Origin of the sequence: Bradyrhizobium sp. SUTN9-2, from assembly GCF_003122645.1 — a bacterium.
In the GTDB taxonomy this organism is placed as follows: Bacteria; Pseudomonadota; Alphaproteobacteria; order Rhizobiales; family Xanthobacteraceae; genus Bradyrhizobium; species Bradyrhizobium yuanmingense.
In genome coordinates this window covers 3024771-3051311 of the sequence record NZ_LAXE01000001.1, presented here as the reverse complement: position 1 = coordinate 3051311, position 26541 = coordinate 3024771, and the positions used below count along the sequence as shown (strand labels likewise).

The 26541-nt window shown below is 64.1% G+C and carries 21 protein-coding genes; 8 read left to right on the top strand and 13 right to left on the bottom strand.

The genetic code is table 11. The features are described from left to right. Positions 1-1639, bottom strand: a 1639-nt coding sequence (locus XF30_RS13945; protein ID WP_192893136.1) for a M10 family metallopeptidase C-terminal domain-containing protein, incomplete at its 3' end; no start/stop codon positions are given. Positions 1640-1925: 286 nt separating this feature from the next. Here XF30_RS13945 and XF30_RS13940 point away from each other — a divergent pair. The 3 genes from XF30_RS13940 (at position 1926) to XF30_RS13930 (ending at position 4634) form a co-directional block, all read left to right on the top strand. Beyond that, positions 1926-2138 (top strand): hypothetical protein, encoded by a 213-nt coding sequence (locus tag XF30_RS13940; protein ID WP_346277132.1) that lies wholly within the window; start codon positions 1926-1928, stop codon positions 2136-2138. A gap of 117 nt (positions 2139-2255) precedes the next feature. Further along, entirely contained in the window at positions 2256-2444 is a 189-nt protein-coding gene (locus tag XF30_RS13935; protein WP_109143042.1) for a hypothetical protein, read from the top strand. Positions 2445-3440: 996 nt separating this feature from the next. After that, positions 3441-4634: a CaiB/BaiF CoA transferase family protein gene (locus XF30_RS13930; protein WP_109143041.1), complete on the top strand. Its 1194-nt coding sequence runs from the start codon at positions 3441-3443 to the stop codon at positions 4632-4634. Positions 4635-4721: 87 nt separating this feature from the next. On the opposite strand, the gene XF30_RS13925 is transcribed toward XF30_RS13930, so the two are convergent. The 4 genes from XF30_RS13925 to XF30_RS13910 all read right to left on the bottom strand — a co-directional run bounded on the left by XF30_RS13925 (position 4722) and on the right by XF30_RS13910 (position 9019). Continuing rightward, positions 4722-5588 carry an outer membrane protein gene (locus tag XF30_RS13925; protein WP_109143040.1) on the bottom strand — a complete coding sequence of 289 codons (867 nt, stop codon included), beginning with the start codon at positions 5586-5588 and terminating at the stop codon, positions 4722-4724. Between the two features lie 168 nt (positions 5589-5756). Beyond that, on the bottom strand, positions 5757-7274 hold the full coding sequence (locus XF30_RS13920) for a tripartite tricarboxylate transporter permease (protein ID WP_109143039.1): 1518 nt from the start codon (positions 7272-7274) through the stop codon (positions 5757-5759). A 16-nt stretch (positions 7275-7290) separates the two neighbouring features. Further along, complete coding sequence (locus XF30_RS13915) at positions 7291-7833, bottom strand: tripartite tricarboxylate transporter TctB family protein (RefSeq protein ID WP_109143038.1); 543 nt, start codon at positions 7831-7833, stop codon at positions 7291-7293. A gap of 211 nt (positions 7834-8044) precedes the next feature. Continuing rightward, complete coding sequence (locus tag XF30_RS13910; RefSeq protein WP_192893135.1) at positions 8045-9019, bottom strand: Bug family tripartite tricarboxylate transporter substrate binding protein; 975 nt, start codon at positions 9017-9019, stop codon at positions 8045-8047. A gap of 279 nt (positions 9020-9298) precedes the next feature. Between XF30_RS13910 and XF30_RS13905 the strand changes: the two genes are divergently transcribed. Further along, positions 9299-9652 carry a hypothetical protein gene (locus tag XF30_RS13905; protein ID WP_109143036.1) on the top strand — a complete coding sequence of 118 codons (354 nt, stop codon included), beginning with the start codon at positions 9299-9301 and terminating at the stop codon, positions 9650-9652. A gap of 1596 nt (positions 9653-11248) precedes the next feature. Here the strand turns inward: XF30_RS13905 and XF30_RS13895 are convergent. The 3 genes from XF30_RS13895 to XF30_RS13885 form a co-directional block, all read right to left on the bottom strand. Further along, the gene (locus XF30_RS13895) at positions 11249-12046 is read right to left on the bottom strand and encodes an enoyl-CoA hydratase/isomerase family protein (RefSeq protein ID WP_109143034.1); all 798 of its coding nucleotides are present in this window, start codon (positions 12044-12046) and stop codon (positions 11249-11251) included. 57 nt (positions 12047-12103) lie between these two features. Next, complete coding sequence (locus XF30_RS13890) at positions 12104-13303, bottom strand: pyridoxal-phosphate-dependent aminotransferase family protein (RefSeq protein ID WP_036029042.1); 1200 nt, start codon at positions 13301-13303, stop codon at positions 12104-12106. A 147-nt stretch (positions 13304-13450) separates the two neighbouring features. Continuing rightward, a complete protein-coding gene (locus tag XF30_RS13885; protein ID WP_109143033.1) occupies positions 13451-14653 on the bottom strand; it encodes a pyridoxal-phosphate-dependent aminotransferase family protein in 1203 nt (400 codons plus the stop codon). 133 nt (positions 14654-14786) lie between these two features. Between XF30_RS13885 and XF30_RS13880 the strand changes: the two genes are divergently transcribed. From XF30_RS13880 to XF30_RS13870, 3 genes are all read left to right on the top strand, one after another. Then, positions 14787-15533 (top strand): GntR family transcriptional regulator, encoded by a 747-nt coding sequence (locus XF30_RS13880; protein ID WP_192893134.1) that lies wholly within the window; start codon positions 14787-14789, stop codon positions 15531-15533. Positions 15534-15636: 103 nt separating this feature from the next. Further along, positions 15637-18612 carry an FAD-binding and (Fe-S)-binding domain-containing protein gene (locus tag XF30_RS13875; RefSeq protein ID WP_109143031.1) on the top strand — a complete coding sequence of 992 codons (2976 nt, stop codon included), beginning with the start codon at positions 15637-15639 and terminating at the stop codon, positions 18610-18612. Further along, complete coding sequence (locus XF30_RS13870; protein ID WP_109143030.1) at positions 18605-19033, top strand: GlcG/HbpS family heme-binding protein; 429 nt, start codon at positions 18605-18607, stop codon at positions 19031-19033. The genes XF30_RS13875 and XF30_RS13870 overlap by 8 nt, the downstream gene beginning before the upstream one ends. Before the next feature lie 212 nt (positions 19034-19245). On the opposite strand, the gene XF30_RS13860 is transcribed toward XF30_RS13870, so the two are convergent. Then, on the bottom strand, positions 19246-20028 hold the full coding sequence (locus XF30_RS13860; RefSeq protein WP_036007523.1) for an enoyl-CoA hydratase/isomerase family protein: 783 nt from the start codon (positions 20026-20028) through the stop codon (positions 19246-19248). A gap of 166 nt (positions 20029-20194) precedes the next feature. Here XF30_RS13860 and XF30_RS13855 point away from each other — a divergent pair, with 166 nt between their 5' ends. After that, entirely contained in the window at positions 20195-21574 is a 1380-nt protein-coding gene (locus XF30_RS13855) for a caspase family protein (RefSeq protein ID WP_192893133.1), read from the top strand. Here the strand turns inward: XF30_RS13855 and XF30_RS13850 are convergent. From XF30_RS13850 to XF30_RS13835, 4 genes are all read right to left on the bottom strand, one after another. After that, positions 21547-23673: a molybdopterin oxidoreductase family protein gene (locus XF30_RS13850; protein WP_109143027.1), complete on the bottom strand. Its 2127-nt coding sequence runs from the start codon at positions 23671-23673 to the stop codon at positions 21547-21549. The genes XF30_RS13855 and XF30_RS13850 overlap by 28 nt on opposite strands. 165 nt (positions 23674-23838) lie before the next feature. Next, positions 23839-24645 carry an SDR family NAD(P)-dependent oxidoreductase gene (locus XF30_RS13845; protein ID WP_109143026.1) on the bottom strand — a complete coding sequence of 269 codons (807 nt, stop codon included), beginning with the start codon at positions 24643-24645 and terminating at the stop codon, positions 23839-23841. Between the two features lie 22 nt (positions 24646-24667). Beyond that, entirely contained in the window at positions 24668-25960 is a 1293-nt protein-coding gene (locus XF30_RS13840) for a TRAP transporter large permease (RefSeq protein ID WP_036029014.1), read from the bottom strand. Beyond that, positions 25951-26502 (bottom strand): TRAP transporter small permease, encoded by a 552-nt coding sequence (locus tag XF30_RS13835; protein ID WP_036029012.1) that lies wholly within the window; start codon positions 26500-26502, stop codon positions 25951-25953. The genes XF30_RS13840 and XF30_RS13835 overlap by 10 nt, the downstream gene beginning before the upstream one ends. Between the last annotated feature and the right edge of the window lie 39 nt (positions 26503-26541).

Here is a 26541-nt window from a genome sequence, read left to right as displayed (position 1 = left end):
TCTCGATCGGGATTGTGGGCACACCAATCAAACCGTCGCCATTCAGGTCCTGGTGGAAGAGTGGTTCATACGCTTCCAGCGCGGAGCTGGTACCCGAGGCAAAACTCAATAGATTCGTGACGTAGTTGCCATTCGAATCGGTGCTCCAGATGTTGTACTGGCCCGTGCTCGCATTCTTCCAGGCCACATCGTACCCACTACCCGTTTGCTCCGCTCCGATCGGGGCCCAGCCCGCCCACATGTCAACTGCAACCGGTGAGCCGTTATATTTCAGCTGCGGTCCCGCTCCGCCGGCAACAGGGTTAAGAGAGTAACTATTCCCGACCTGCACCAAACTGGTCGTTCCGAGCCCCTCGACCACCGTTGGCGATACGAACGTCAAGCTAGCGATCGTGCCGTCACCAAACTGGAAATACTCGACGCCGGTGACCGTATCGATGCCGTCTGGCGAGCCGTTGCGCAGATCGGTCAGCGTGAACGTCTGTGTCGTCGTGTTGTACGAGATCACGTAGCTCGCCCGGCTGCCGGAATACACCGCGGTATCGGTGCCGACGCCGCCGTTGATGGTGTCGTTGCCCGCACCGCCGGTGATCGTGTCGTTGCCGCCGCCGCCGTTCAGCGTATTGGCGATGGCATTGCCGATGATCGTGTCGTTGCCGGACCCGCCGGTGGCGTTGTCGATGTAGGAGCGCGCGTCGCCGTTATAAAGATAGGCGTTGTAGACGTTGCCCGATGCATAATGGCCGTTGCCGAGATAGGCCAACTGCACGGATGAGAACACCGACGAAGCACCGGGATTGAGGTTGATGCTCAGGTTGGTCGTGTAGTTCGAGAGGTCGTAGGTATCGACGCCGCCGCCGTCCCAGACGGTCTCGTAGATGCGGTTGGCCGAGCCGCCGACGCCTCCGCCCGGTGCGAGCTGGCCGACGCCATTGATGAACTGCTGCCCCGTGGTCGGATTCCAGGTGTAGACGGTGCTGCCGCTCTGCGTCGTGTAGTCCGCGCCGTACATCGTCTGGAGCGCGAGGATATCGTTGGCCATGTAGGTCTGCGAATATCCGTAGGCTTCGTTGGTGTAGCCGCCCGTGGTCGAAGCGCCGACATAGCTGCGATAGCTCATCACGGTGTATTCGCTGCTGTCATGCGCGCTCGGCACCGCAACGTTGCCGGGGCCGCCGGCCTCCTGGCTGTGCTTGAGGCCGATCGCGTGTCCGAGCTCGTGCAGCGCAGTGGTGAAGTAGTAATTGCCGAGCTTGGCCAGCGAGAAATTGTATTGAGTCCCGAACCAAATGTCGCCGCCGGGTGCATAATTGCCGGGATAGTAGGCGTAGGCGGTCGGATTGGCGGCCGACGACTGCGCGATCATGAGGTCGGCGCCGTTGGTGCCCGCATATTGGATGTTGGCGTTGGTGTAGCTCAGGATCAATCCGACGGCGTAATTGATCGCCGCCTGGATCTGCGTGGGCACCGAGCCAAAGCCCGACGTGGTCGGCTCGCTGCTGCCGCCGTAATAGGGACTGGAATAATCGCTCGGCGCGTCAGGAAAGCTGTAGGTTATGGTGCCCGACCATTTGACTCCCGACAGCAGGCCGTCGATCTCGGCGTTGTTAGTGGCACTGACGTTAACGGCGGTGGCCAATTGACTCTCCAAAGCAACGCGTCGTGTGATTCGCCGCGGGGGCACATGATTCTAGCTAGAGAGTTAAACGTTTGGTTTAAATGGGGCAGCGGCGTTTGCGCGGCTCCCAAAACGCTGTGTTAGCCATTAACTCCCGTATTCATACGAACGCGAGCATAGAGTTTGGTTCCCGGAACACCGTGATTTGCAGGGTTTCATGAATCGACGCACACTCCAGGCCGGCCTACTTGGTGCCTTAGTTGCGCTTGCTGGACCGTCCGATCAACCTCTCGGAGGACTGCCTGTGATGGTGGAGAGGGCCAAAGCAGACGACACCAGCAAGGCAGGGCGCGCGCCCTCCATGCCGATGGCGCGAGATCCTGCCGCTGCGGTGGCAGAGGAATATGAAGCTGCCCGCCGGAAGGGAACGCGGGAGGCCCTTGAGCTTTTCATTGCGCGCCATGGCGACGACCCGCTGGCCGAGCAGGCTCGTGCAGACTTGCAGCGCCTGTCGCGCTGATCTCTCGGGCCCGCGACAGCCATAGCATATCAGCAGGCGGCATCAGCGCCGGCCCGACTTGTCGCGTGATCTCTGGGTACTATGGTAGGCCCGCAGTCTGACCCGGAGCCTTCCACGATGCCCTTTCCGCATGCCTTGGAAGCCCTGTCGCGCTTCACCGTGTTCGATCTGACCCGTGTCCGCTCCGGGCCGACCTGCGTGCGGATATCTGCCCATCCGGACCAAGCGACGGCCCCCGCCCGTTCCAACAACAGCGACGCGCCCAACGCGGAGACGGAGAAACGCGTGGTGACGAAGTCGAGCTAGACCTGGGTCCGCGAGCTCAATGAGGCCGGCGCCCCCTACGGGGCGATCTATCGACCTAGCAGATGTTCGAGGACGCGCAGGTCAAGCATCTTGGTATCGCTGAGGAGGTGCCGAAGGATGAAGGCCGCATATCGGGAACCAGCCCCGTAGCTCTCGCGTAGGCCTAGCGGATGGTGGCGTGGCCGTCGGAATTCGGCGAGCAGCGGAAAAAGGTGCTTGAAGAGACTGACTTTCGTCGAGGAGATTGCAAACCTAAAGTCATTTAAGACACTCTAGCTCTACGGCCGGGCGTGCGTGAACCACCCCGAAGATCTTCGCGCCGTGGTTGATCCCAACTAAGGAGGGAGTCCGGGTCAAATCAAGTAGCTCGTTGGGAGAACTGGCACAGCGCTGCGCAAAGTGTAATCAATCGCCATTTCTCGGTACGATCCAACATTGGTATGTGGTATCGACTTCCGGACCCCCTTTCCACGAGCAACCGCTGTCCGTTCTGGAAGACGTGGCGCTGCCCTGATCGACAGACGCGGCCCCATTCACTGACTAACCGGGGCACCTAGCGCCGCTTGGTTTGGCGGACAACTTCAAGTATTCTCGTGGAATGAACTGGATCGGCCTCGTCGCTGCTTTTGCCCTGGCTACCCTCGTCTTCGGGATCGTATCCGATTTCCAGATGACGCCCTGCCGCGCTGGTTCGCTGTATGCGGTTGTAGGGGCCTGCTCGCCCGATCGGAAGGCTCCCGCAACCTAGACTTTTGCACAGCGATAGGTGCGACCAGACTAGACTGTTCTGGACAGGCCGCGGTCGTCCTGTTTCGGAGCAAGCGGATCGGCCCCTCGAAGTCCGACCGGCCCACCTTAGCATTCCGTGATCGACAATCATCGACGCTGCCGTCGCGACGTCCTTCCGCGTGCAGAGCGAACCAACGCCCGGAGGGACTTTGCCGCTCCCCTGTCAGCCAATATGGTAGGTTAGCAATTCTCCCGGAGCCTTTCACGATGCCCTTTCCGCATGCCTCGGAAGCCCTGTCGCGCTTCACCGTGCTCGATCTGACCCGTGTCCGCTCCGGGCCGACCTGTGTGCGGCAGCTCGCCGATTGGGGCGCCAATGTCGTCAAGATCGACGCGCTGACCGAGGATGCCGGCGCCGAGCAACCGGGCGGGCCGCGGCGCGGTTCCGACTTCCAGAATTTGCACCGCAACAAGCGGGCGATGACACTGAACCTCAAGGACGAGCGTGGGCTGGCCGTGTTCAAGCGCCTCGCCGCCAAGGCCGACGTCGTGGTCGAGAATTTCCGCCCTGACGTGAAGAAGAAGCTCGGCATCGACTACGACAGCCTCGCCGCGATCAACCCGCGCATCGTCTATGGCAGCATCTCCGGCTTCGGCCAGGACGGCCCCTACCACAAGCGGCCGGGCTTCGATCAGATCGCGCAAGGCATGGGCGGGCTGATGTCGATCACCGGCGCGCCGGGCGAAGGCCCGATGCGGGTCGGCATTCCCGTCGCCGACCTCACCGCGGGTCTGTTCTGCGCCATGGGCATCCTCACCGCGCTGCTCGAGCGCGAGGTCTCGGGCAAGGGCCAGTGGGTCCAGACCTCGCTGCTGCAGGCCCAGATCTTCATGCTCGACTTCCAGGCCGCGCGCTGGCTGATGGAGAAGGAGGTCGCCAAGCAGGCCGGCAACAACCACCCGACCAGCATCCCGACCGGCGTGTTCAAGACTTCCGACGGCTACATCAACATCGCCACCACGGGCGGGCGGATCTGGGAGCGCTGCGCGCAAGCGATCGGCGCACCGGAGCTCTATGCCCATCCCGACTATGCGACCGCCCCTGCCCGCTCCAAGAACCGCGATGCGCTCAACGCCGAGATCGAGAAGCGCACCGCGACGAAGTCGACCGAGACCTGGGTCCGCGAACTCAACGAGGCCGGCGTGCCTTGCGGGCCGATCTACGCCATCGACCAGATGTTCGAGGACGCGCAGGTCAAGCATCTCGGCATTGCGCAGGACGTGCCGAACGATGAAGGCCGGCATATCCGCCTGGTCGGCCAGCCCGTGACGCTGTCGCGCACGCCGAGCAGGATGGTGGTGCGGCCGCCGGAATTCGGCGAGCAGACCGACGAAGTGCTGAAGGAGTTCGGCTTCGGCGCGGACGAGATTGCAGGGCTCAGAAACGCCAAGGTGGTGTGAATCTCACGCGTCCCGTCTGCAACGACAAAGCCCGGCGCGAGCCGGGCTTTGTTTATTGTTAGACGCCTCTTTTGTGATCCAGCTCGCTCAGTACTTCGCGACGACCGGGCCACCAAATTGATAGTTGATGCCGGCGCGCAGGATGTGGTCGGTGAAGCGAGAGGAAGCACTGGCCGCAATCGTGGGCAACGGCGCCAGCGAGAACGGACCTGACGAGAACCGGCCGAGATCCACATAGAGATATTCGAGCTTGGCGCTCCAGTTCTGAGTGATCTTGCCTTCCACACCCGCACCCACGGTCCAGCCGACCCGCGTGTCCGACGAAGAGCTGGTCGAGGCGACCGCGACACCAGCCGGGGTGAAGCCGACGATGGTGCCCGTGGTCTTGATCTCGCCGAAGGCCACGCCGCCGGTGCCATAGAACAGCACTTTCGGCGTCGCCAGAATGCCGACGCGGCCGCGCACCGTGCCAAACCATTGCAGATGCTGGTCGAGCGTCAGAGTGGTGCCGGCAGCAGCGCCGGGGGGCAGAAAGGTCAAGCCGGGAAGACAGGCGCCGCCTGCAAGGCTGGTGGGGGCGCAGCTGAAGCCGGCCCGTCCCTTCTCGTCCGACCAATTCAGGTCGCCCTCGATGCCGAACACCCAATTCGTGCTCTGCCAGTTGTAGCCGGCCTGGCCACCGGCGACGGCGCCGTTCATGTCGAACGAGGCGCTGGTGACGGATCCGGCCGGCGGCGCGATCACCGCACCAGTCGCCGTGTTGGTATAGGTGACGTCAGTGCGCGAACGGCCCCAGCTGTAGCCGCCGTTGGCGCCGACATAGAAGCCGGTCCAGCTCCAGACCGGATCGACGATAGGCGCCTTGACATACGGCTTTGCCGCGAGATCGGCGGCCAGCGCGCCGGTCGCAAACAGCGACATCGCGGCCGCCATTCCAATCACTACCCGCTTCATAGAGAATTCCCCCTTGCACGATCTTGTGATCGAAATATACCCGCCTCCTCGCCCAAGAGCTGTGCCGCCGCGGCAACATTCGGAAACAATCGGACACGCGGTGGTATCCCGACCGAAAAGCTACCTTACATATAAACCATTGATTTCAAAAAAGATTAGCCCAGCGCCCTAGGCCGATGTCGCCCTGGTCCCATGCGTCAACCCGACACGGGCGAGGAGGTGGTCGATCACCGGCCAGAATAGCAGCACAATCGCCAGGGTTGTGATCGAGCCGACCAGGCCGTTCGACCAGAACGCCTTCAGGGTGCCGCCGGAGCCGATCATCGACAGGCGGAAGGCATCCTCGGCACGGTTGCCGAGCACGAGCGCCAGGGTGAACGGCGCCAGCGGAATGCCGATCTTCTTGAAGACGTAGCCGACCACGCCGAAGCCCAGCATCAGCCAGATGTCGAACATCGCGTTCTGGATGGCATAGGCGCCGATCGCGCAGGACACCACGATCATCGGCGCCACCGCCGCGAACGGCACGCGCAGGATCGAGGCGAAGATCGGCACCGTCGTCAGCACCAGCACGAGGCCGACGACGTTGCCGAGATACATCGAGGCGATGAGGCCCCAGACGAAGTCCTTGTGCTCGACGAACAGCAGCGGCCCCGGATTGAGGCCCCACACCATCAGCCCGCCGAGCAGGATCGCGGCCGTGCCCGAGCCGGGAATGCCGAGCGCCAGCATCGGCAGCAGCGCCGAGGTGCCGGAGGCATGCGCCGCCGTCTCCGGCGCGAACACGCCCTCGATGCGGCCCTTGCCGAAGCCCTCGGGCTCCTTGGCGAAGCGCTTTGCCAGATTGTAGCCCATGAAGGAGGCCGCGATCGCACCGCCCGGGGTGATGCCGAGCCAGCAACCGATGAAGGAGGAGCGCAGCAGCGTCACCCAGTATTTCGGCAGATCCTTCCAGACGCCGAGCACGACGCGCAGCGAGATGCTAGCCGCATGCCCGCGCAGCGCAAGGCGCTCCTCCATGGTCAGCAGGATCTCGCTGATGCCGAACAGGCCGATGACGGCGACCAGGAAGTTGATGCCGCGCAAGAGCTCCGGCGAGCCGAAGGTCATGCGCAGACTGCCGGACACCGTATCCATGCCGATGCCGGCGAGCAAAAGGCCCAGCGACATCGAGATGACGGTCTTGTGCTTGGCTTCGCGCCCGAGGCCGACGAAGGAACAGAAGGTGAGAAGATACACCGCGAAGAACTCGGGCGGGCCGAATTTCAGCGCAAAGGACGAGATCATCGGCGCGAGGAAGGTGATCAGGAGCACTGCGACCAGCGAGCCGATGAAGGAAGAGGTGAACGCCGCCGTCAGCGCCTCCGCCGCCCTGCCCTGCTGCGCCATCGGGTAGCCGTCGAAAGTGGTCGCGACCGACCAGGCTTCGCCCGGGATGTTGAACAGGATCGAGGTGATGGCACCGCCGAACAACGCGCCCCAATAGATGCAGGACAGCATCACGATGGCCGAGGTCGGGTCCATCGTGAAGGTCAGCGGCAACAGGATCGCAACGCCGTTGGGGCCGCCGAGCCCGGGCAGCACGCCGACGAAGATGCCGAGCACCAGCCCGACCATCATGAGCACGAGCGTCTTCCACGTCAGCAGGACGGCAAAGCCGTGGAGCAGGAGACCGAGAGCTTCCATCGCGGGGGGCTCCGCCCTAGCGCCCGAGGGCCGCTTCGAGCGGCCCCTTCGGCATGATGACGTCGAAGGCGAGGTCGAAGGTGACGAACATGATGGCCGTGAACGCAAACGCGGTGAGCAGCGACTTCCACAGCGCGATCCGGCCGACGAGGCGCATGAAGCCCGCGATCAGGAGAAAGCTCGCGACATAGAGGCCGAGGAACTGCGTCGCCAGGCAGAACAGCAGCGTCGGCACGAACACCGCGAGCACGCGGCGGCCTTGCGCGCGCGTGACGAAGGTTGCGGGCGAGACGCGCCGCGCCAGCAGCGCGGCGATCAGACCGTAGAGGCTGCCGCCGGCGAGAATGACGCACAGATAGAACGGGAAATAGCCGGGCTCCGGCCCGGTCGCATCCCAGGACGCGCCGGTGCGCCAATTGTCGTAGCCGAGCGTGACCGCGAGCGCGAGCAGCAGCAGGCAGACGACGATCTCGATCGTGCCGGAAGAGACGACGGAGGGGGAATCGTCTTCGGGCGCGGTAGGATCCTCGACGACGATTTCGATATCGGTTTGGGACATGGGCTCAGATGCGAGGCTGGGGATTGTGCATCTCTTCCCGTGCTGACGGGGAGAGGCAGAGGCCGGATCCGCGGCCGTTCTCTAGAACGCCGAAGCGAAGCTCTGGCTACGGCAAAGCGCCGGGTGAGATGCTCTCTCCACGAGCTCAACTCGTCGAGAGAGCCCCTCACCCTGCCCTCTCCCCGTAAGAACAGGGCGAGAGGGAAGAGAGCTACTTCGCGACGAAGCCGGCTTCCGTCATCAACTGCTTGTTCAGCGCATCGTCCTCTTCGAGGAACTGCACCATGTCCTTGCCGGAGAGGAAGATCGGCTTCAAGGCCTGCTTCTCCATGTAGTCCTTGTACTCCGCGGTCTGCGTCACCTTGTGGAACAGATCGACGTAGAACGCCTGCTGCTCCGGCGTGACCTTGCCGGGCAGGAACATCGCGCGCAGCATCAGATATTGCACGTCGACGCCCTCCTCCTTGCAGGTCGGGATGTCGGCCCAGGACTGGGTGTCGGTCACCTTGGTCGTGTAGGCAATGCGCTCCCTGTCGAACACGCAGAGCGGACGCACTTGGCCGGCGCGCCAGACCTCGAGATTTTCGGATGGGTTGTTGACGTTGGCTTCGGTGTGGTTGCCGACCAGCTGGGTCGCGGCCTCGCCGCCGGATTTGTAGGGCAGATAGGAGAATTTCGCGCCGGTCTTCTGCTCCAGGAACACGGTGAGCACGTGGTCCTCGCGCTTGGAGCCGGTGCCGCCCATCTTGAACGGCGCGCTCGCAGCCTTGGCGGCCGCGACGAAGTCCTTCAACGTCTTGGGGCCCGCGCTGTTGTCCCACAGCACGAACTGGTCGAGCGCCACCACGGAGACCGGCGTCAGCTCGCGCCAGTTGAACGGGATCTTCGCCGACAGCGGCAGCATGTAGATCAGCGAATAGGCGATCAGCACCTTGTTGGGATCGCCCTCGCTGGACTTCATGTACATCAGTGCTTCCGCGCCGGAGGCGCCGCCCTTGAGCGAGACCACCATCGGCTGCTTCATCAGATTGTTCTTCTGGATCGCGGCCTGCATCATCCGGGCCATCTGGTCGGAGGCGCCACCCGCGCCCGCCGCCACTACGATCTCCACCGGTTTCGTCGGCTCCCAGCCCGCAACAGCCGGCGCGCCACAAAGTGCGGTTGCAAGCGCGATTGCGGCCTTCATTCCATGTCCCACGTGCGTCTTCCCTATCTTCTTGTTTACATTGGAAATTCAGCGATGAACTCGGCCCATTGTGCTGGCGAATCCGGCCGAGTTCAAGCCATCCCGCATCATCCCGGCTATGACTTTGGAATAAGACAAGTCACGCGCTATACGAGCTGCAAGGGAGCTGGTCCTATCGGAGGCGAAGGTAGATTAATGATCTTCTTGGGCCTAAAGATCTTGGGCCCTCAGCCGTCCGGCCTTTCTGAGTTTGCGAAATGTACTTGAAGTGCTGAAGTGATGCCGCGCCTCCTCTACATCAATGAGAAATTTGGCCATGACGCAACGATCATCCTGGACAGCGGGGACGCCTGTTGGGTCTCTGTTGGCAGCAGGGGCGTCTTGGTACGCTCTCACAAGCACAGCTTCTGGGGTGGATTGTTGGGAAGCCTGCTTGGTCTGAAGCTCTATCAGGAGCGGGATGTCTACCGCGCACTCAGTGTGGCTCAAGCTCTCGCCGCGACGTTTCGGCCGGTTCCACAAATTCAATGCAGAGACGTGATCCTCAAGGCATTCTGCACAGCGGTCTGGCACAGCTCTTCACCCGCACGTGTTAAGGACGTTTTGAATGACCCGGGTCTGCTCGAAGGGTAACATTACTAGCCGCAAGCACGGCTCCTAACAGGCATTCTGTTTCGTCTGTGCTTGCAATTTCGTTTTCCAACTATATTCCTGAAAATATGAGTACCAGTAGAAAACTGAGTTTGAACCACGGCCACGAGCGGAAGAGAACGCGGTGGAAAGTGAAGTGGGGAGTTCCCGCCCGAGCCGCTGGCGGCACAGCCAGAGCAGCCGCGCTATCCGGTGACGAGCGACGCGAAATTGCGCGGAAGGCCGCCAAGGCCCGTTGGGCGAGACACTTGCCGCGGGCGACGCATGAAGGCGTCATCCGGTTTGGAGGCATCGAGATTGAGGTTGCCGTTCTCGATGACGGACAGCGCCTAGTGACTCAGAGTGGCTTCATGGTGGGCCTAGGTCGCATTCGCCCCCCCCAAGGGACGTCAGTATTACAGGAGCGGCGCCAATCTCCCTGCTTTTTTGACAGTGCAGAACCTAAAGCCCTTTATCGGCGAAGAGTTGGTTATGATGGCTAACCAGATCGAATTTCGTACCAAGCAGGGCTTTAAGGCATTCGGGTACGCGGCGAACTTCCTGCCGGAGGTCTGCGATGTCTTTGCGCGCGCCCAACGAGCCGGAGTCCTAAAGGCCGTTCAGCGCAACGTTGCTCACCGCGCCGGAATTATCGCCGAGCGGCTTCAACGCTCATGCACTATGCGCCTCATAGATGAAGCTACCGGTTACCAAGAAAGTCGCGAGACGTAGACGGGCCGGGATGGTTGTCGGGCGCGAGGAATGAATCTCCGCCACATATTCCGGCTCTACAGCATCAATCTAGGACGAGGATTTGCCTGGTCAAAGACATTGCTTGATCCTGTTGGAGAACCGCTCAACTCGATTGCGAGCACAACAAACGACCAAAGCAGATCGGTTCATAAGCGAAAACCGTTTGCGCTGGTCCTGATGGGACGCCAGCCATGCTGCATTGCGGCGGTGATTTAGAGCGCATGCACCATGGCATGCAATTGGCTTACGGTTCTCAGGTCACTCGTTGACGGATGTCGCCCAGCATCTTCGGCAATCGTTCGAGGAGATGTACGCATGTGCTTCCTTCAAGGTGTCCTGGTGTTCCTGCTAGCCAGCATTGGTACAACCGTGTTCGCCAAGGGCGTGCCGCAGGATCCAAAACCTAGACCGCAATGCGTTGTGAAGGCCTCCGAACTACCGCCGGAAACACCAGAGGTCATGTGTCCAACTCGCAGCTCACCGGGCGGCTTTTGCGTCTGTCCCAGATTCACTAAGGACGGTGACGCAGACGGATATTTTGTTGGGACAGCAAGATAGGCAACCGCACCCCCTAAGCGGCGACGGTCTTCATTGGTGCTTGGAGGGCCCGAGGTGAAGATGCACTGCAAGCGGCTGTCTTAGCTGGAGGCCGTTCAGCCAGGCCACTACGCACCTCGAATGCGCTGGCCGCGCCTCGCCACGATCTCCAGTGACCCACAACCGGTATATTCACGCCTGCGCAACGTGCAAGCACGGGCATTGTCGAGATCGTGCTTGCCGGTGGCTGTCGCGGGCGCTTTGGGTGGGACTGGTACGGAGCGCTGCAGCGGGTATTGAAGATGCGCGCTACTTGCCCTTCCAGACCGGCGCCCGCTTGTTGAGGAAGGCATCCATGCCCTCGCGGAAATCCTCGCTCATATAGGCTTTCAGGATCAGGTCCTCGCCTTCCTCGCGCGAGAGCGTGCGGCGGATGCGGCGCACCGCTTCCTTGGTCGCTTCCAGCGTCAGCGGCGCGTGGCTGGCGACGAGCTTTGCAGTCTCGTCGGCACGGCGCTGCAGCGTCTCCACGTCAGGCACGACCTCGTTGAGCAGGCCGAGCGCCAGCGCCTCCGGCGCCTCGACCAGGCGCGCCTTGAAGATCATATCCTTGGTGCGGGCGGGACCGACCAGCGCGACGACGCGGCTGATGTTGGACATCGACAGGCAGTTGCCGAGCGTGCGCGCAATCGGAAAGCCCATCCGCGTCGTCTCGGTGCCGATGCGAAGATCGCAGCAGGCCGCGATCCCCGCGCCGCCGCCGGTGCAGGCGCCGGCGATCGCCGCGATCACCGGCACGCGGCACTGCTCGAGCGTGCCGAGCACGCGATCGATGCGCGCCTCGTAGTCGAGCGCATCCTGCGCGGTCTTGAAGGCACGGAATTGCGAGATGTCCGTGCCGGAGGCGAACGCCTTGTCGCCCGCGCCGGTCAGGATCAGCGCCTTGATCGAACGGTCGACGTTGATCTCCTGGCATATCTCCGCCATGCGGTCATACATGGCGAAGGTCATGGCGTTGCGCGCCTGCGGGCGGTTGAAGGTGATCCGCGCGATGCCGTCCGTGACGGAGTAGAGCAGGTCTTCGTTGGCAGTCGTCGGTGCGTTCATCGCGCGCTCACTTTCTTCATTACAGTTCAGTCAGGCCGCCCTCAGGCAACCTGAGCCTTAGGCGACTTGAGCCTTGGTCATCGGCACCACGTCGCGTCCCTTCAGCACATCCATCGCCGCGAGCACGCCGCCGCTCCGGTGCGGGATCTTTGCGAGGTCGAGGCCCATCTCGACGCCTGCGAGCGTGCCCATCAGCATCAGATCGTTGAAATGGCCGATATGACCGATGCGGAACACCTTGCCCTTGACCTTGTTCAGGCCGGTGCCGAGCGACATGTCGAAGTTCTCCAGCACCACCTTGCGGAAGGCGTCGGCATCAAAGCCCTCGGGCACGCGCACGCCGGTCAGCGCCGGCGAATGCGCGGCGGGATCGGCACATTGCGTCTCGAGGCCCCAGACCTTGACCGCAGCACGCGTCGCGGCGCTGTGGCGCTTGTGGCGGGTCCAGACGTTCTCCAGCCCCTCCTCCTCCAGCATCTTCACCGCCTCGCGCAGGCCGTAGAGCAGGTTCGTTGCGGGCGTGTAGGGGAAGGTGCCGAGCTTGTTGAAGCTGATCACCTCCTGCCAGTCCCAGTAGGAGCGCATGCCGGGGTTGGCTTTGGCGACCGCGAGCGCCTTCTCCGAGACGGCGTTGAAGCCGAGGCCCGGCGGCAGCATCAGGCCCTTCTGGGAGCCGGCGACCGAGACGTCGATGCCCCAGGCGTCGTGCTCATATTCCATCGAGCCGAGGCCGGAGATGGTGTCGACCATCAGCAGCGCCGGATGTTTGGTGCGGTCGAGGATCTTGCGCACCTCCAGCGGCGGCGTCACGCAGCCGGTCGAGGTCTCGTTGTGCACGACGCAGACCGCCTTGATGGCGTGCTGCTTGTCGGCGGCAAGACGCTTCTCGATCTCGGCAAGATCGGCGCCATGGCGCCAGTCGCTCGGGATGAAGTCGACATCGAGCTTGAACTTGTCGGCGATGCCGCGCCACAGCACGGCGAACTGGCCGGTCTCGCACATCAAGACCTTGTCGCCGGGCGCGAACACGTTGACCATCGCCGCTTCCCAGGCGCCGGTACCGGACGAGGGGAAGATGATCACGGGCTGCTTGGTGCGGAATACGCGCTGCATTGCGGCAAGCACGGCAAAACCGAGCTCGGCGAACTCCGGACCGCGATGGTCCAAAGTCGGCATATCCATCGCCCGCAGCACCCGATCGGGCACGTTGGTCGGTCCTGGAATCTGTAAGAAATGCCTTCCAGTATGCACGGTCATCGGCGTCCTTCCCGGTCTTGCCTTGGTTTGGTGGGCGCCGAATAGCACCATTTGACCGGCTTGTCCTCTCCTCCAAAGGGCCCCTCGCGCATAGCGGGCCGGCCTGCCCTCGGCCGCTCCGTCGCGACCATCTTCGCGGGCCGACCTTTACGTGCCGACGATCTTCAGATGCGGCGCGGCATTGCCCTGAGGGCGCTGCTCCAGCAGCTTCATCGCGACGTCCACGCCGCCGGCGCGGTGCGGCACGCCGGCCACCGACAGACCCATCTCGATGCCGGTGAGCGCGCCGAGCAGCGTCAGCGCGTTGCATTCGCCGAGATGGCCGATGCGGAAAACCTTGCCGGCGACCTTCGACAGGCCCGAGCCGAGCGACATGTTGTAATTGTCGAGCACGACTTTCCGGAACTGATCGGCATCATGGCCCGGAGGCATCAGCACAGCAGTGAGCACCGGCGAGAACTCCGAAGGCTCCTGGCACAGCACTTCGAGACCCCAATGGTTGACCGCGGCCCGCGTCGCGGCCGCCAAGCGCTGATGCCGCGCAAGAACATTGTCGAGCCCCTCCTCGAGCAGCATCGCGATCGCCTCGCGCAAGCCGTAAAGCAGATTGGTCGCGGGCGTATAGGGGAAGAAACCCTTGGCGTTGGGCTTGAGCATCTCCTCCCAGTCGAAATAGGAGCGCGGCATCTTGTTGGTTCTGGACGCAGCCAAGGCCTTGTCCGAAATCGCGTTGAAGCCGAGACCGGGCGGCAGCATGAAACCCTTCTGCGAGCAGCTGACGCTGACATCGACCTTCCACGCGTCGTGACGATAGTCGACCGAGCCGAGCGAGGAGATGGTGTCGACCATCAAGAGTGCCGGATGCGAGGCGCGGTCGATCGCGGCGCGGATCTCGGCGATGCGGCTGGTCGCGCCGGTCGAGGTCTCGTTGTGCACGACCATCACCGCCTTGATGGTGCGCGCGGCGTCTTCGGAGAGCTTGGCCTCGATCACCGTGGGATCGGCGCCGCGGCGCCAGTCGCCCGGGACGAAATCGACCTCGATGCCGAAGCGGGCGGCCATCTGCCGCCACATCGTGGCGAAGTGGCCGGTTTCGACCATCAGCACCTTGTCGCCCGGCGACAGCGTGTTGACGATCGCGGCTTCCCAGGCGCCGGTCCCCGACGAGGGGAAGATCACGACCGGCCCCCTGGTCTGGAAGATCTGCTGGCTGCCTTCGAGCACGGTGCGGCCGAGCTCGCCGAATTCGGCGCTGCGGTGGTCGATGACAGGCATGTCCATCGCGCGCAGGACGCGCTCGGGGACCGGGCTCGGGCCCGGAATCTGCAGGAAATGGCGTCCCTGAGGCATGCAAAGCTCCCTTTCGGCGGGTTATGGCCGGCTCTGCCGGCTATTTTGCATTCATTTTTTGTCCCTTCAATCGAAATCTGGTATTCGATTGCGGACATCGACGCGACCAACCGGGCAAACTACCGTGCTGCAAATGAAATCCACAATTCCCGACACCGGGGTTCCGATCACCCCGTCCGCCGGCAATGGCGAGCGCCAGGAAAACCGTCACGAGGCCTCGCTGCATGGCGAGATCCTGCTGCGGCTGCGCGATTACGTGGTCGAAGGCAACATTCCTGAGGGCGCGCGCGTTCCCGAGCGGCAGCTCTGCGAGATGCTTGGCATCTCCCGCACGCCGTTGCGCGAGGCGCTCAAGGTGCTCGCCGCCGAGGGCCTGATCGAGCTACTGCCCAACCGCGGCGCACGGGTGCGCCAGCTCAGCCAGCGCGACCTCGAAGAACTGTTCGACGTCATGGCGGGCCTGGAAAGCCTGGCGGGGCGCCTCGCCTGCGAAGCCATAACGGATGCGGAAATCACGGCGATCGAGCAACTGCACTACGAGATGTACGGCCATTACCTGCATCGCGACATGCACGGCTATTTCCAGGCCAACCAGCGCATCCACGAGAGCATCGTCGATGCCGCACGCAACGAGACGCTGAAGATTGCCTACGCCAATTTCGCCGGCCGGATCCGACGCGTCCGCTACTCCGCCAATTTCGCCCGCAAGCGGCAGCGCTGGGCCGAGGCCATGCGCGAGCATGAGGCCATCCTGGATGCGCTACGCCGCCGCGCCGGCAGCGAACTCAGCGACATCCTGTTCCAGCATCTGCGCAACAAGCGCACGGCAGCGATCGAGCACCTGACCGAGCCCCAAGAGGGCGCGCCGGCATCGCCTTAAAGGCGCCAGGCTTGCTCATTTTGCATTCACAATATAGTCGGTCAGGAACCACAATGAATATCCCAGCAAGGCTGAGCCTCGCCGGGTCAGTCCGGGATCAGGGATGACGAACGCCTCCTCGCTCGAACGGCGCCTGCGGTCGGAATTGACCGGCGACGTGCTGTTCGACGGCTTCAGCCGCGGCCGCTACGCCACCGACGCCTCGTTCTACCAGATCATGCCGGCTGGCGTGGTGGTCCCCAAGACCATGGACGAGGCCTTGCGGGCGCTGGCGATTGCGCACGACGAGGGGCTGAAGCTCACCCCGCGCGGCGGCGGCACCTCGCAATGCGGCCAGACCGTCAATGACGGCCTCGTGGTCGATCTCTCCAAGCACCTCAACCGGATCCTGTCGCTCGATGTCGAAGGCCGCACCTGCGTAGTCGAGCCCGGCATCGTGCTCGACGACCTCAACCGTCAGCTTAGGAAGCACGGCCTGTGGTTTCCTGTCGACGTCTCCACGGCCTCCCGCGCCACCATCGGCGGCATGGCCGGCAACAATTCCTGCGGCGGCCGCTCGCTGCGCTACGGCACCATGCGCGACAACACGCTGTCGATGGAGGCCAGCCTCGCCGACGGCACGCTGAGCCGTTTTGGCGAGGTCGCGCGCGATCTCTCCGACCTCGAGGCCGGCGACAGCACCCGCGCCCTGTTCCGCGACATGCTCGACCTCGGCACCCGCGAGGCCGACGAGATCGCCGCGCGCTTCCCAAAAGTGCAGCGCCGCGTCGGCGGCTACAATCTCGATGCGCTCGTGCCGCGCAATGCGCCGAACAACATGGCGCATCTGTTGGTCGGCTCCGAAGGCACCCTCGCCTTCACCACCAAGGTCGAGCTGAAGCTGTGGCCCGTGATCCGCAACAAGGCGCTCGGCGTCTGCCATTTCGGCAGCTTCTACGAGGCCATGGATGCGGCCCAGCACCTCGTCAAGCTCAAGCCGATTGCGGTCGAGCTGGTCGACCGCACCATGATCGCGCTCGGCCGCGACATTGCGATGTTCGCACCCGTCATCTCCGCGGCGATCAAGGGCGATCCGGACGCCGTGCTGGTGGTCGAATTCGCCGAAGAGGACCAAGCCGACAACCTCGTGCGCCTCAAGCAGCTCGGTGAGCTGATGGCGGATCTCGGCTTCGGCTGGAACAACGACACGCGCAAATGGGGCGGCGTGGTGGAGATCACCGAGCCCGCGCTGCAGAGCGGCATCGCCGATTTCCGCGCCGCCGGCCTCAACGTGATGATGTCGATGAAGCAGGAGGGCAAGCCGGTCTCCTTCGTCGAGGACTGCGCCGTGCCGCTGCCGCACCTCGCCGACTACACCGCGCGGCTGAACGAAGTGTTCGCCAAGCACGGCACCAGTGGCACGATGTACGCGCACGCCTCCGAAGGCTGCCTGCATGTGCGCCCCGTTCTGAACCTGAAGCTGGAGAAAGACGTCAAGGCGATGCGCGCCATCGCCGAAGAGGCTTTTGCGCTGGTGCGCGAGTACAAAGGCTCGCATTCCGGCGAGCACGGCGATGGTCTGGTACGCTCCGAATTCCACGAGGCCATGTTCGGCGAGCGCCTCGTCGCCGATTTCAGGGAAGTGAAGCAGCGCTTCGATCCCGGCGGCGTGCTCAATCCCGGCAAGATCATCGATGCGCCCAGGATGGACGACCGCTCGCTGTTCCGCTTCAAGCCGGACTATCGGGTCGGCGAGCTGAAGACGAAGCTCGACTGGTCGGCTTATCCCGGCGCCGGCGGCGGTTTCCAGGGCGCGGTCGAGATGTGCAACAACAACGGCGCCTGCCGCAAGCTCGAGGGCGGCGTGATGTGCCCGTCCTATCGCGCCACGCGCAACGAGAAGGACGTCACCCGTGGCCGCGCCAACACGCTACGGCTTGCGATCTCCGGCCAGCTCGGCCCGGATGCGCTCTCGTCCGACGAGATGATGGAGACGCTCAAACTCTGCGTCTCCTGCAAGGCCTGCCGCCACGAGTGCCCGACCGGCGTCGACATGGCCAAGATGAAAATCGAGGTGCTTGCTGCGCGCGCCGCCTCGCACGGCCTGACGCTGCGCGACCGGCTGGTCGGATATCTGCCGCGCTATGCCGGCCTTGCTTCGCGCTTCGCGCCGCTGGCGAATTTGCGCAACGGCAGCCCGCTGCTGCGAAGGCTGTTCGAGCGCTTTGCCGGCATCAGCGCGCGCCGGGCCCTCCCCGCCTTCCGCCGCGATGTGTTCGTGCCGGCCGCCGAGAGCGTTGGACCTGCGGAGGGTCGCGAGGTCGTGCTGTTCACTGATACCTTCAATCGCGTCTATGAGCGCGAGAACCTGGAGGCCGCGCTGCGCGTGCTCACGGCCGGCGGCTATCGCGTGCATCTGCCGAAGCCGGTGAGCGGGTGCCGTCCGCTGTGCTGCGGCCGCACATTCCTGTCAGCTGGCCTCGTCGACGAAGCCAAGGTCGAGCTCGACCGGCTGGTCTCGGCTTTCGCACCCTATGCAGCGCGCGGCGTGCCGATCGTCGGCCTTGAGCCGAGCTGCCTCCTGACGCTGCGCGACGAGCTCGCTTCACTGCGCAAGGACGACGAAGCCAAGGCGGTGGGCGCCCACGCGCTGACCTTCGAGGAGTTTCTGGCGCGCGAGGCAGAGGCCGGAAGGCTGCAACTGCCGCTCGGCATCGTCGCGGACAAGGCCGTGGTCCACGGCCATTGCCATCAAAAATCCTTCGGCGCCTTCAAGCCTGTCGAGCAGGTGCTGCGCCTCATCCCAGGCCTTGAGGTTAAGACCATCGAGTCGAGCTGCTGCGGCATGGCCGGCGCCTTTGGCTATGGCGCGGACACGTATGATGCCTCGATCGAGATGGCCGAGCTGTCACTGCTGCCGGCCGTGCGGAAGGCTGACCGGAATACGCTCGTCGTCGCCGACGGCACCTCATGCCGGCACCAGATCCACGACGGCGCCCAGCGCGAAGCACTTCACGTCGCCCGCGTGCTGGCCATGAGCCTCGATCGCGCCAAATCCAACGCCACCTCTCCAGCTGCAAAGGAAACCAGCCATGGCTGATCTCACCCTCGACACCGCCCGAAAAATCCTCGAAGCCGCCTTCGCGAAAGCCGGCGAGCTCAAGCTGAAGCCGCTGGTCGTCACCATCCTGGACGCGCGCGGCGTGCTCAAGCTCGCGGCGGCGCAGGACGGCACCAGCCTGATGCGCGCCGAGATCGCGCATGGCAAGGCCTATGGCGCGCTCGCCATGGGCATGGGCTCGCGTGCTCTGTTCCAGCGCGCGCAGGAGCAGGCCTATTTCGTCGATGCCGTGAACACGATCGCGAAGGGCGCGCTGGTACCGGTCCCCGGCGGCGTGCTGATCATGGATGGCACCACCCTGCTCGGCGCGGTCGGCGTCTCCGGCGATACGTCCGACAATGACGAAGCCTGCGCGGTGGCGGGGATTCAGGCGGCGGGACTGAAGGCGAACGCGGGGTGAGATTGTCATTCCGGGGCGCGCCCCTTGGCGCGAGCCCGGAATCCATTTCTCCGCATCACTTGCTGCACGATGGATTCCGGGCTCGCGCTACGCGCGCCCCGGAATGACGGCGGAGGATGCGGCTACATTCTCGTTCGTGCCGCCCTGGGTCCCGGCTCTGCGCAGCGACGCCGACGCGTTGCGGCGCGTCCGGGATGCGAGAGCGGATCCACTCACCTCCCCGTCCAGACCGGCTTCCGCTTCTCGCTGAACGCTTTCAACCCTTCCTTGGCGTCCTCGGTCATCGCGAGCAGTGCGATCTGGCTTTCGGTATAGGCGATGCTCTCGTCGAACGACATCGAGGCGATCGCGCGCATGGCGTATTTGCCGCGGCGGATCGCGGTCGGGGATTTGTCGACGATGCGGGCGATCAGCCAGTCAACCTTGGCATCTAACTCGGCGGCCGGCACGATGTAGTTGAGCAGGCCAGCGGCCTGCGCGGCCCTGGCGTCGAACGGCTCGCCCGTGAGCGCCCATTCGTTGACGAGACGGGGCGGAGCGATGCGCTGCAGCAGGCTCAGCACCTGCATCGGGAACACGCCGACCTTCACCTCCGGCAGGCCGAAGACGACGTGATCGGCCGCAACCGCCATGTCGGTCATGCACAGAAGGCCCATGCCGCCGGCCATGCAGACACCACTGAGGCGCGCAATCGCGGGCTTGGTGGCGTTCTGTGACAAACGTAACAGATCAGCATAGTCGACATTTGGTTTGGAATGATCCATCGCGAAAGCCGCGCCGGAATTCTGCAAGTCGGCGCCCGCGCAGAACGCCTTGTCGCCCGCGCCGGTCAGCACGATGACGCGGACGTCCTTGTCCTCATGCGCGTCGCGATAGGCTCTTGTGATCCCGGCGATGACCTCGCCGTTCAGCGCGTTGCGTTTCTCCGGCCGGTTGATGGTGATCCAGAACGCCTGCCCGCGCTTCTCGGTGATGACGGCTGTGGTGTCTGTCATGACATGCTCGCTCGCTTGGTCCCGTTTTGCAGCCATTTGCGGCAGGACCGGCGGCGCGCGCAAGGGCAATCTGCAGGGTCGCCTCACCATAGCGTGTGGGCGCAACTTCGCTTCGCGATTGAACTGGGGCTTGCGCGCGCTATCCTGACCGGAGATTTGATCACCGATGAGCCATTTCATGCGCGCCGCATTGATGTTGTTGCTGGCAGGATTGGTCGTGCTGAGCGGCGGCGCCGCATGCCATGCGGCCGACGCCGCGAAGATCGCGCTGGTGATCGGCAACGCGAAATATCCCGACAATGAGTTCGTCCTGAGCGAGGTCGCCAACGATGCCCAGGACGTCGCCGAGGAATTGAAGCGCGGCGGCTTCGTCGTCGACAGGCAGAGCAATCTCACCGGGGATGCCATGCGGCAGGTGCTGGGCCGCTTCTACGACCGCATCGAGCGCGGCGCGGTGGCGCTGATCTTCTTCGACGGCTTTGCCATCCAGTCCAACCGTCAGACCTATCTGCTGCCGGTCGACGCCCAGATCTGGACCGAGCCGGACGTCTCGCGCGACGGCTTCAGCCTCGACACCATCCTCGCCGAGATGAACACGCGCGGTGCCGCGATCAAGATCGCGCTGATCGACGCCTCCCGCCGCAATCCGTTCGAGCGGCGCTTCCGCCGCCATTCGGCCGGTCTGGCGCCGGCGATCGCACCGAGCAATACGCTGGTGCTCTACTCCGCCGCGCTCGGCGCGGTCACGGCGACCGGCAAGACCGATCGCAGCCTCTTTGTCGCCGAGCTGCTGCGCGAAATGCGCGCGCCGAACATCAGCGCCGAGCAGGCCCTGACCAACACCAAGAACGGCGTGGTTGCCGCCACCAACCGCGAACAGGTGCCCTGGCTGTCCTCCTCGCTGACGACGGAGTTCTCGTTCGCAGGCCCGGCGACGCGGCCGCGGGACGACGCGGCCAAGCCACAGGTGCAGACACCCGAGCCGCAAAAGCCGGTCTGCGAGGTACCGCAGGCGGAGCCCGCCCCGAATGCGGACGAGTTGGCACGAGATCCCGTCCTCGCCGATCTCAGCCGCAGGATCACCGTCAACGCCAACGATGTCACCTCGCGCTACAAACGCGGCCAGGTCTACGCGATCAAGCGCGCCTATGCGCTCGCGATACAGGATTTCGACGCGGTGCTCCGCCGCGCGCCCAAGGACGCGGAAGCCCTAAACAACCGCTGCTGGAGCCGGGCTGCGACGGGCGACCCGCAAGGCGCGCTCGCCGACTGCAATCTGGCGCTCCAGATCAACCCGGGCTTGAGCGATGCACTCGACAGCCGCGGGCTCGTCAACCTCAAGCTCGGGCGCAATGCCGAGGCGATCAAGGATTATACCGACGCGATTCAGCGCAACCCGCGCTCCTCGTCCTCGCTGTTCGGCCGCGGCATCGCTGCGCGCAGAAGCGGCGGCGACGGCGCCACCGATATCGCGCAGGCGAAGTCGATGAACCCGAACATTGCAAAGGAATTCGCGGGCTACGGCGTCACGGAGTGCACGCCTTGAGCTGAGGCCGCCTTCCTGATCCAGACTTTATTATCGTGGAACGCCGCGCCGCCGATCGGCGCGATCGTATCTGCGCCCGTCAACGTGTTGATGCCGCGGCCGCCGATATGGTTGCTGTTGGGATGAACGGATTCGGCGATCAGGACACCGCGCCGCACGCCCTCGAACAGCGTCGCGATCAGCGTGGTCTCGCCGCGGCCGTTGCCGAGCGTCACCGCATCGCCATCGGCGATGCCGAGCGCGGCGGCATCTAACGGGTGGATCATCACGCTGGCCCGGCCCTCACGCGCCTGCGAGGACGGCGTCTCGTTGAAAGTGGTGTTGAGGAAGCTGCGCGACGGGCTGGTCGCTAGCCGGAACGGATGGGCCCGGTCGGCGTGCTCGATCACTGCCCAATGATCCGGCAGACCAGGCATCTTGTCGTAGTCGCCCATGGTGACGCCGAACGGCGGATGCGCCCAATCGGCTTTGAAATGGAACTTGCCGTCGGCGTGAGCGAAGCCGTCGAGATAATGCGAGGTGCGGAAATCCGGCTGCAGGTCGCGCCAGATGTCGGCTTCGAGGCCCGCGATGTCGCCGTGATTGCTCAGCCTCAAGGTCGCGTCGATCAATTCGCGCGGGCTCATCTCGAAGCCCGGATGCCTGGCGCCCAGCCGCGGCGCCAGCGCCTGCAACACCTCGTGGTTGGAGCGGCACTCGCCCGGCGGGTCGATCAGCTTCGGCCCGACCGAGATGTGCTGATGACCGCCGCCGTAATAGAGGTCGTCATGCTCCATGAACATGGTCGCCGGCAGCACGATGTCAGCCATCTGCGCCGTCTCGGTCATGAACTGCTCGTGCACCGCCACGAACAGATCCTCGCGCGCGAAGCCCTGCCGGACCAGCGCCTGCTCCGGCGCCACCGTCATCGGATTGGTGTTCTGGATCAGCATCGCCTTGACCGGACCCCTACCCTGCAGAGCTTCGGCATCGCCGGTGAGGATGCGTCCGATCTGCGACTGGTCGAGCGCGCGGGTGGCCTTGTCGATCGCGTCGTGGCCTTCGATGATGGATTCGTTGAAGTGCCACAGCGCGTAATTGTTGAAGAAGGCGCCGCCGCCTTCATACTGCCAAGCGCCGGTCACCGCGGGAATGCACAGCGCCGCATGCATCTGCGTCGCGCCGTTGCGCGAGCGGGTGAAGCCATAGCCGAGACGGAAGAAGGTCCGCTTGGTCTCGCCGACGGCCTTGGCGAAAGCCTCGATTTCCGACACCGGAACGCCGCAAATCGCCGAGGCCCATTCCGGCGTGCGCGACTTCAGATGCGCCTCGAGCTCGGCGGGGCAATCGGTATACTTGTCCATGTAGGCTCGGTCGGCGTAGCCGTCGCGGAACAGGACATGCATGACGCCGCAGGCGAAGGCGCCGTCCGTGCCGGGCCGCAGGATGATCCTGATGTCGGCCTGCTTCATGGTCTCGTTGTCGTAGATGTCGACCGCCGCGATCTTCGCGCCGCGCTCCTTGCGGGCGCGCGAGGCGTGCGTCATCACGTTGACCTGAGTGTTGACGGGATTGGTGCCCCAGATCACGACGAGATCGGACAGCGCCATCTCGCGCGGGTCGACGCCGGCGATCTTGCCGGTGCCGATTGCAAAGCCGATGCGCGCAACATTGGCACAGATGGTCTGGTAGAAGCGCGAATATTTCTTCACATGCGTGAGACGGTTGAGCCCGTCGCGCATCACGAGCCCCATCGTCCCCGCGTAGTAATAGGGCCAGATCGATTCCGCACCGAACTCGCGCTCGGCCGCATTGAATCGGTGCCCGATCTCGTCCAGCGCCTCGTCCCAAGAGATCCGCGCGAACTGACCTGAACCCTTGGGGCCGGTGCGGCGCAGCGGATAGATCAGCCGCTCGGGATGATGGATGCGCTCGGCATAGCGGGCGACCTTGGCGCAGACGACGCCGGCGGTGTAGGTCTGCTTCTTCGAACCGCGGACGCGGCCGATGCTGCGGCCTTCGACCACCTCGACATCGAGGGCGCAGGCCGAGGGGCAATCATGCGGACAGGTCGAATGGCGGATCTCGATCTTCGCGTTGATCTTGGCGTGCTGGTTCATGTCCCAGTTCGTAACACCAAAATACCGGCCAGCCGAGCGCATTTATCCGGCAAGCCCCATGCGATTTGCTCAAGCCGCGCGCGCCGGAGCTTCCTGCTGCGGTTGCGAAGGAGGCCTGCCAGTGAGCCGCGCGACGTGCAAGCGCAACCCGAGCTACATCCTTTGCTATTTGTGCAACTGGGTGAGACCGGTCGGCGGGCCGTCGACGGCGGTCCAGCCGCCGTCGACGAACAGCGTGCTGCCGCTGACATAGCTTGCGGCATCCGAGGCGAGATAGGCGACGGCGGTCGCGACCTCGTCGGCGCTGCTCCAGCGGTTGAACACGGTGTGGCCGGCGTAGAGATTGTAGATGTCGGGGCGCTGCTTGAATGGGCCGGTCAGCGCGGTCTCGGCGATGCTCGGGGCGATCGCATTGACGCGCACGCCGGCGTGCCCGACCTCGGAGGCAAAGCCCTTCACCAGCAGACCAATCGCCGCCTTGGTGGAGCCGTAGATGCCGAGGCCAGGCTCGATGGTCACCGCGCGGACCGAGGAGCAGGCGATGATGCTGCCGCCCTTCTGCGCGACCATGATGCGGCCGAAGGCCTGGAAGAAAAAGACCGTGCCCTTGACGTTGAGGTTGAGGACGCGGTCGAGATCCTCCTCGGTGTAGTCGAGGATGGTCTTGCGGATGTTGAGGCCGGGCGTCGTCACGGCGATGTCGAGCCGCGGAAACTTCTGCATCACGGTTTGGGCCAGCGCATTGACATCAGCGGCGCTTGCGGCGTCGCAACCAGCTGCTTCCGCCCAGCCGCCCTTGTCGCGAATGCCGGCGGCCGTCGCCTCCGCTGCGTCGAGCGCACGATCGGCGCAGACAACCCGGGCACCGAGACCCGCAAGCGCTTCGGCCGACGATTTGCCGATGCCGGATGCGGCGCCGAGCACGAGCGCGGTCTTGCCGGTGAGATCGAAGAGCTTGCGATAGTCCGTCACTGGCAATGTCTCCCTGGTGCTGCTAGCCCTTGTAGCCCATCAGGAGGCGCGGCAGCCACAGCGAGAATGCAGGGACATAGGTCACGAACATCAGTGCTGCGATGAGCGCAGCATAGAACGGCAGGATGGTGCGCATCACCGCGCCGACCGAGATGCCGCCGATGGCGCAGCCGACGAATTGCGTCGTTCCGACCGGCGGCGTGTTGAGCCCGAGGGCGCAATTGATCAGCATCAGCATGCCGAACTGCACCGGGTCCATGCCCGCCTTCATCGCGATCGGCAGGAAGATCGGGGTGCAGATCAGGATCGTTGCCGCCATGTCCATGAACGTGCCGAGCACGAACAGGATGATGTTGATGAGCAGGAAGATCACCCAGGGCTGCGTCGACAACTTGTTCATCATCGCGCCGGCGAGATCCGCCACCTCGTAAAGTCCCATCAGGTACTGGAACATGGTGGAGACGCCGATCAGCAGCAGCACCACCCCGGTCGTCTTCACCGCCTTGGCGGCGGCGCGCAGGAAGTTGCCCCAGGTCATGGTGCGATAGATGAAGAAAGTCAGCAGGATCGAGTAGGTGACGGCGATGGCCGCCGATTCGGTTGCCGTGAAGACGCCGGACAGGATGCCGGCCAGGATGATGCCGACGATCAGAAGCCCAGGCACCGCGGCCGCCAGCGAGCGGACCACCTCGGCCCAGCCCGGGAATTTGCCGGCGGGATAACCGCGCTTCACCGCGACCGCGTAGGCGGCAACCAACATGCAGACCATCAGCACCAGCGCCGGCAGCAGGCCGGCCGCAATCAGCGCGCCGATCGAGACCTTGCCGCCGGCCGCGAGTGCATAGATGATCATGTTGTGGCTGGTCGGCATCAGGGCGCCCACGAGCGAGGCGTGGGTGGTGACGTTGACGGCGTAGTCGGTGTCGTATCCCTCCTTCTTCATCATGGGGATCATCACCGCGCCCATCGCCGACACGTCGGCCACGGGCGAGCCCGAGACGCCGCCGAACAGCGTGCACGCGACCACGTTCGACATGCCGAGCCCGCCGCGGATGTGCCCGACGAGATTCTTGGCGAGTTGCACGATCTTGTCGGCCACGCCGCCATGCAGCATCAGCTCACCGCTGAAGACGAAGAATGGAATGGCGAGGAAGGAGAAGATGTTCATCCCCGACATCATCTGCTGGAAGATGACGGCGACCGGCAGGCCTTCGTAGAGGATGGTGCAGATGGCCGACAGGCCGATCGCGAAGGCGACCGGTACGCCGAGGATCAGAAAGCCGAAGAAGGTGGCGCCGAGGATGATCAGTTCCATGAGGGGACGACCTCTTCGCCGCGCAGGAGAGCAATGATGTGCTCGATGGAAAACGAAACGATCAGGACGCCGGAGGCGAACAGCGGCACGTAGCGGATCACCTCGGGCAGGCCGAGATTGGGGATCTTCACGGTGCCGACCGACGCGCCGAGGATCCAGCCGTTATAGGCCATTGCGAGGCCGAACCCGGCGACCAGAACGTGGATCACGATCTCGATCTTCTCCCGCGCGTGATCGGGGAGCATGACCAGCAGGCTGTCCATGCCGATATGCCCGGCATCGCGTACGCCGACGGCGGCGCCGATCAGCGTGACGTAGAGGATCAGGACCAGCGCCAGGTTCTCCGTCCAGGTCGGGCTGGAGTTGAGCACGTAACGTCCGAACACCTGGTAGAAGACGATGGCGACGATGACGAGCAGGCCTGTCACCGACAGGTACATGCCAAGGCGCGCGATGGGGGCATTGACCCGCGACAGCAAGCCGGTGGACGGGCGTGTTGCTACGGCCCCCTGCTCGTGACTTGCGACGTGTGGGTCTGTCATCCCGCGCCTCCTTACGGGATCCGGTGCCGCCTGGCGGCG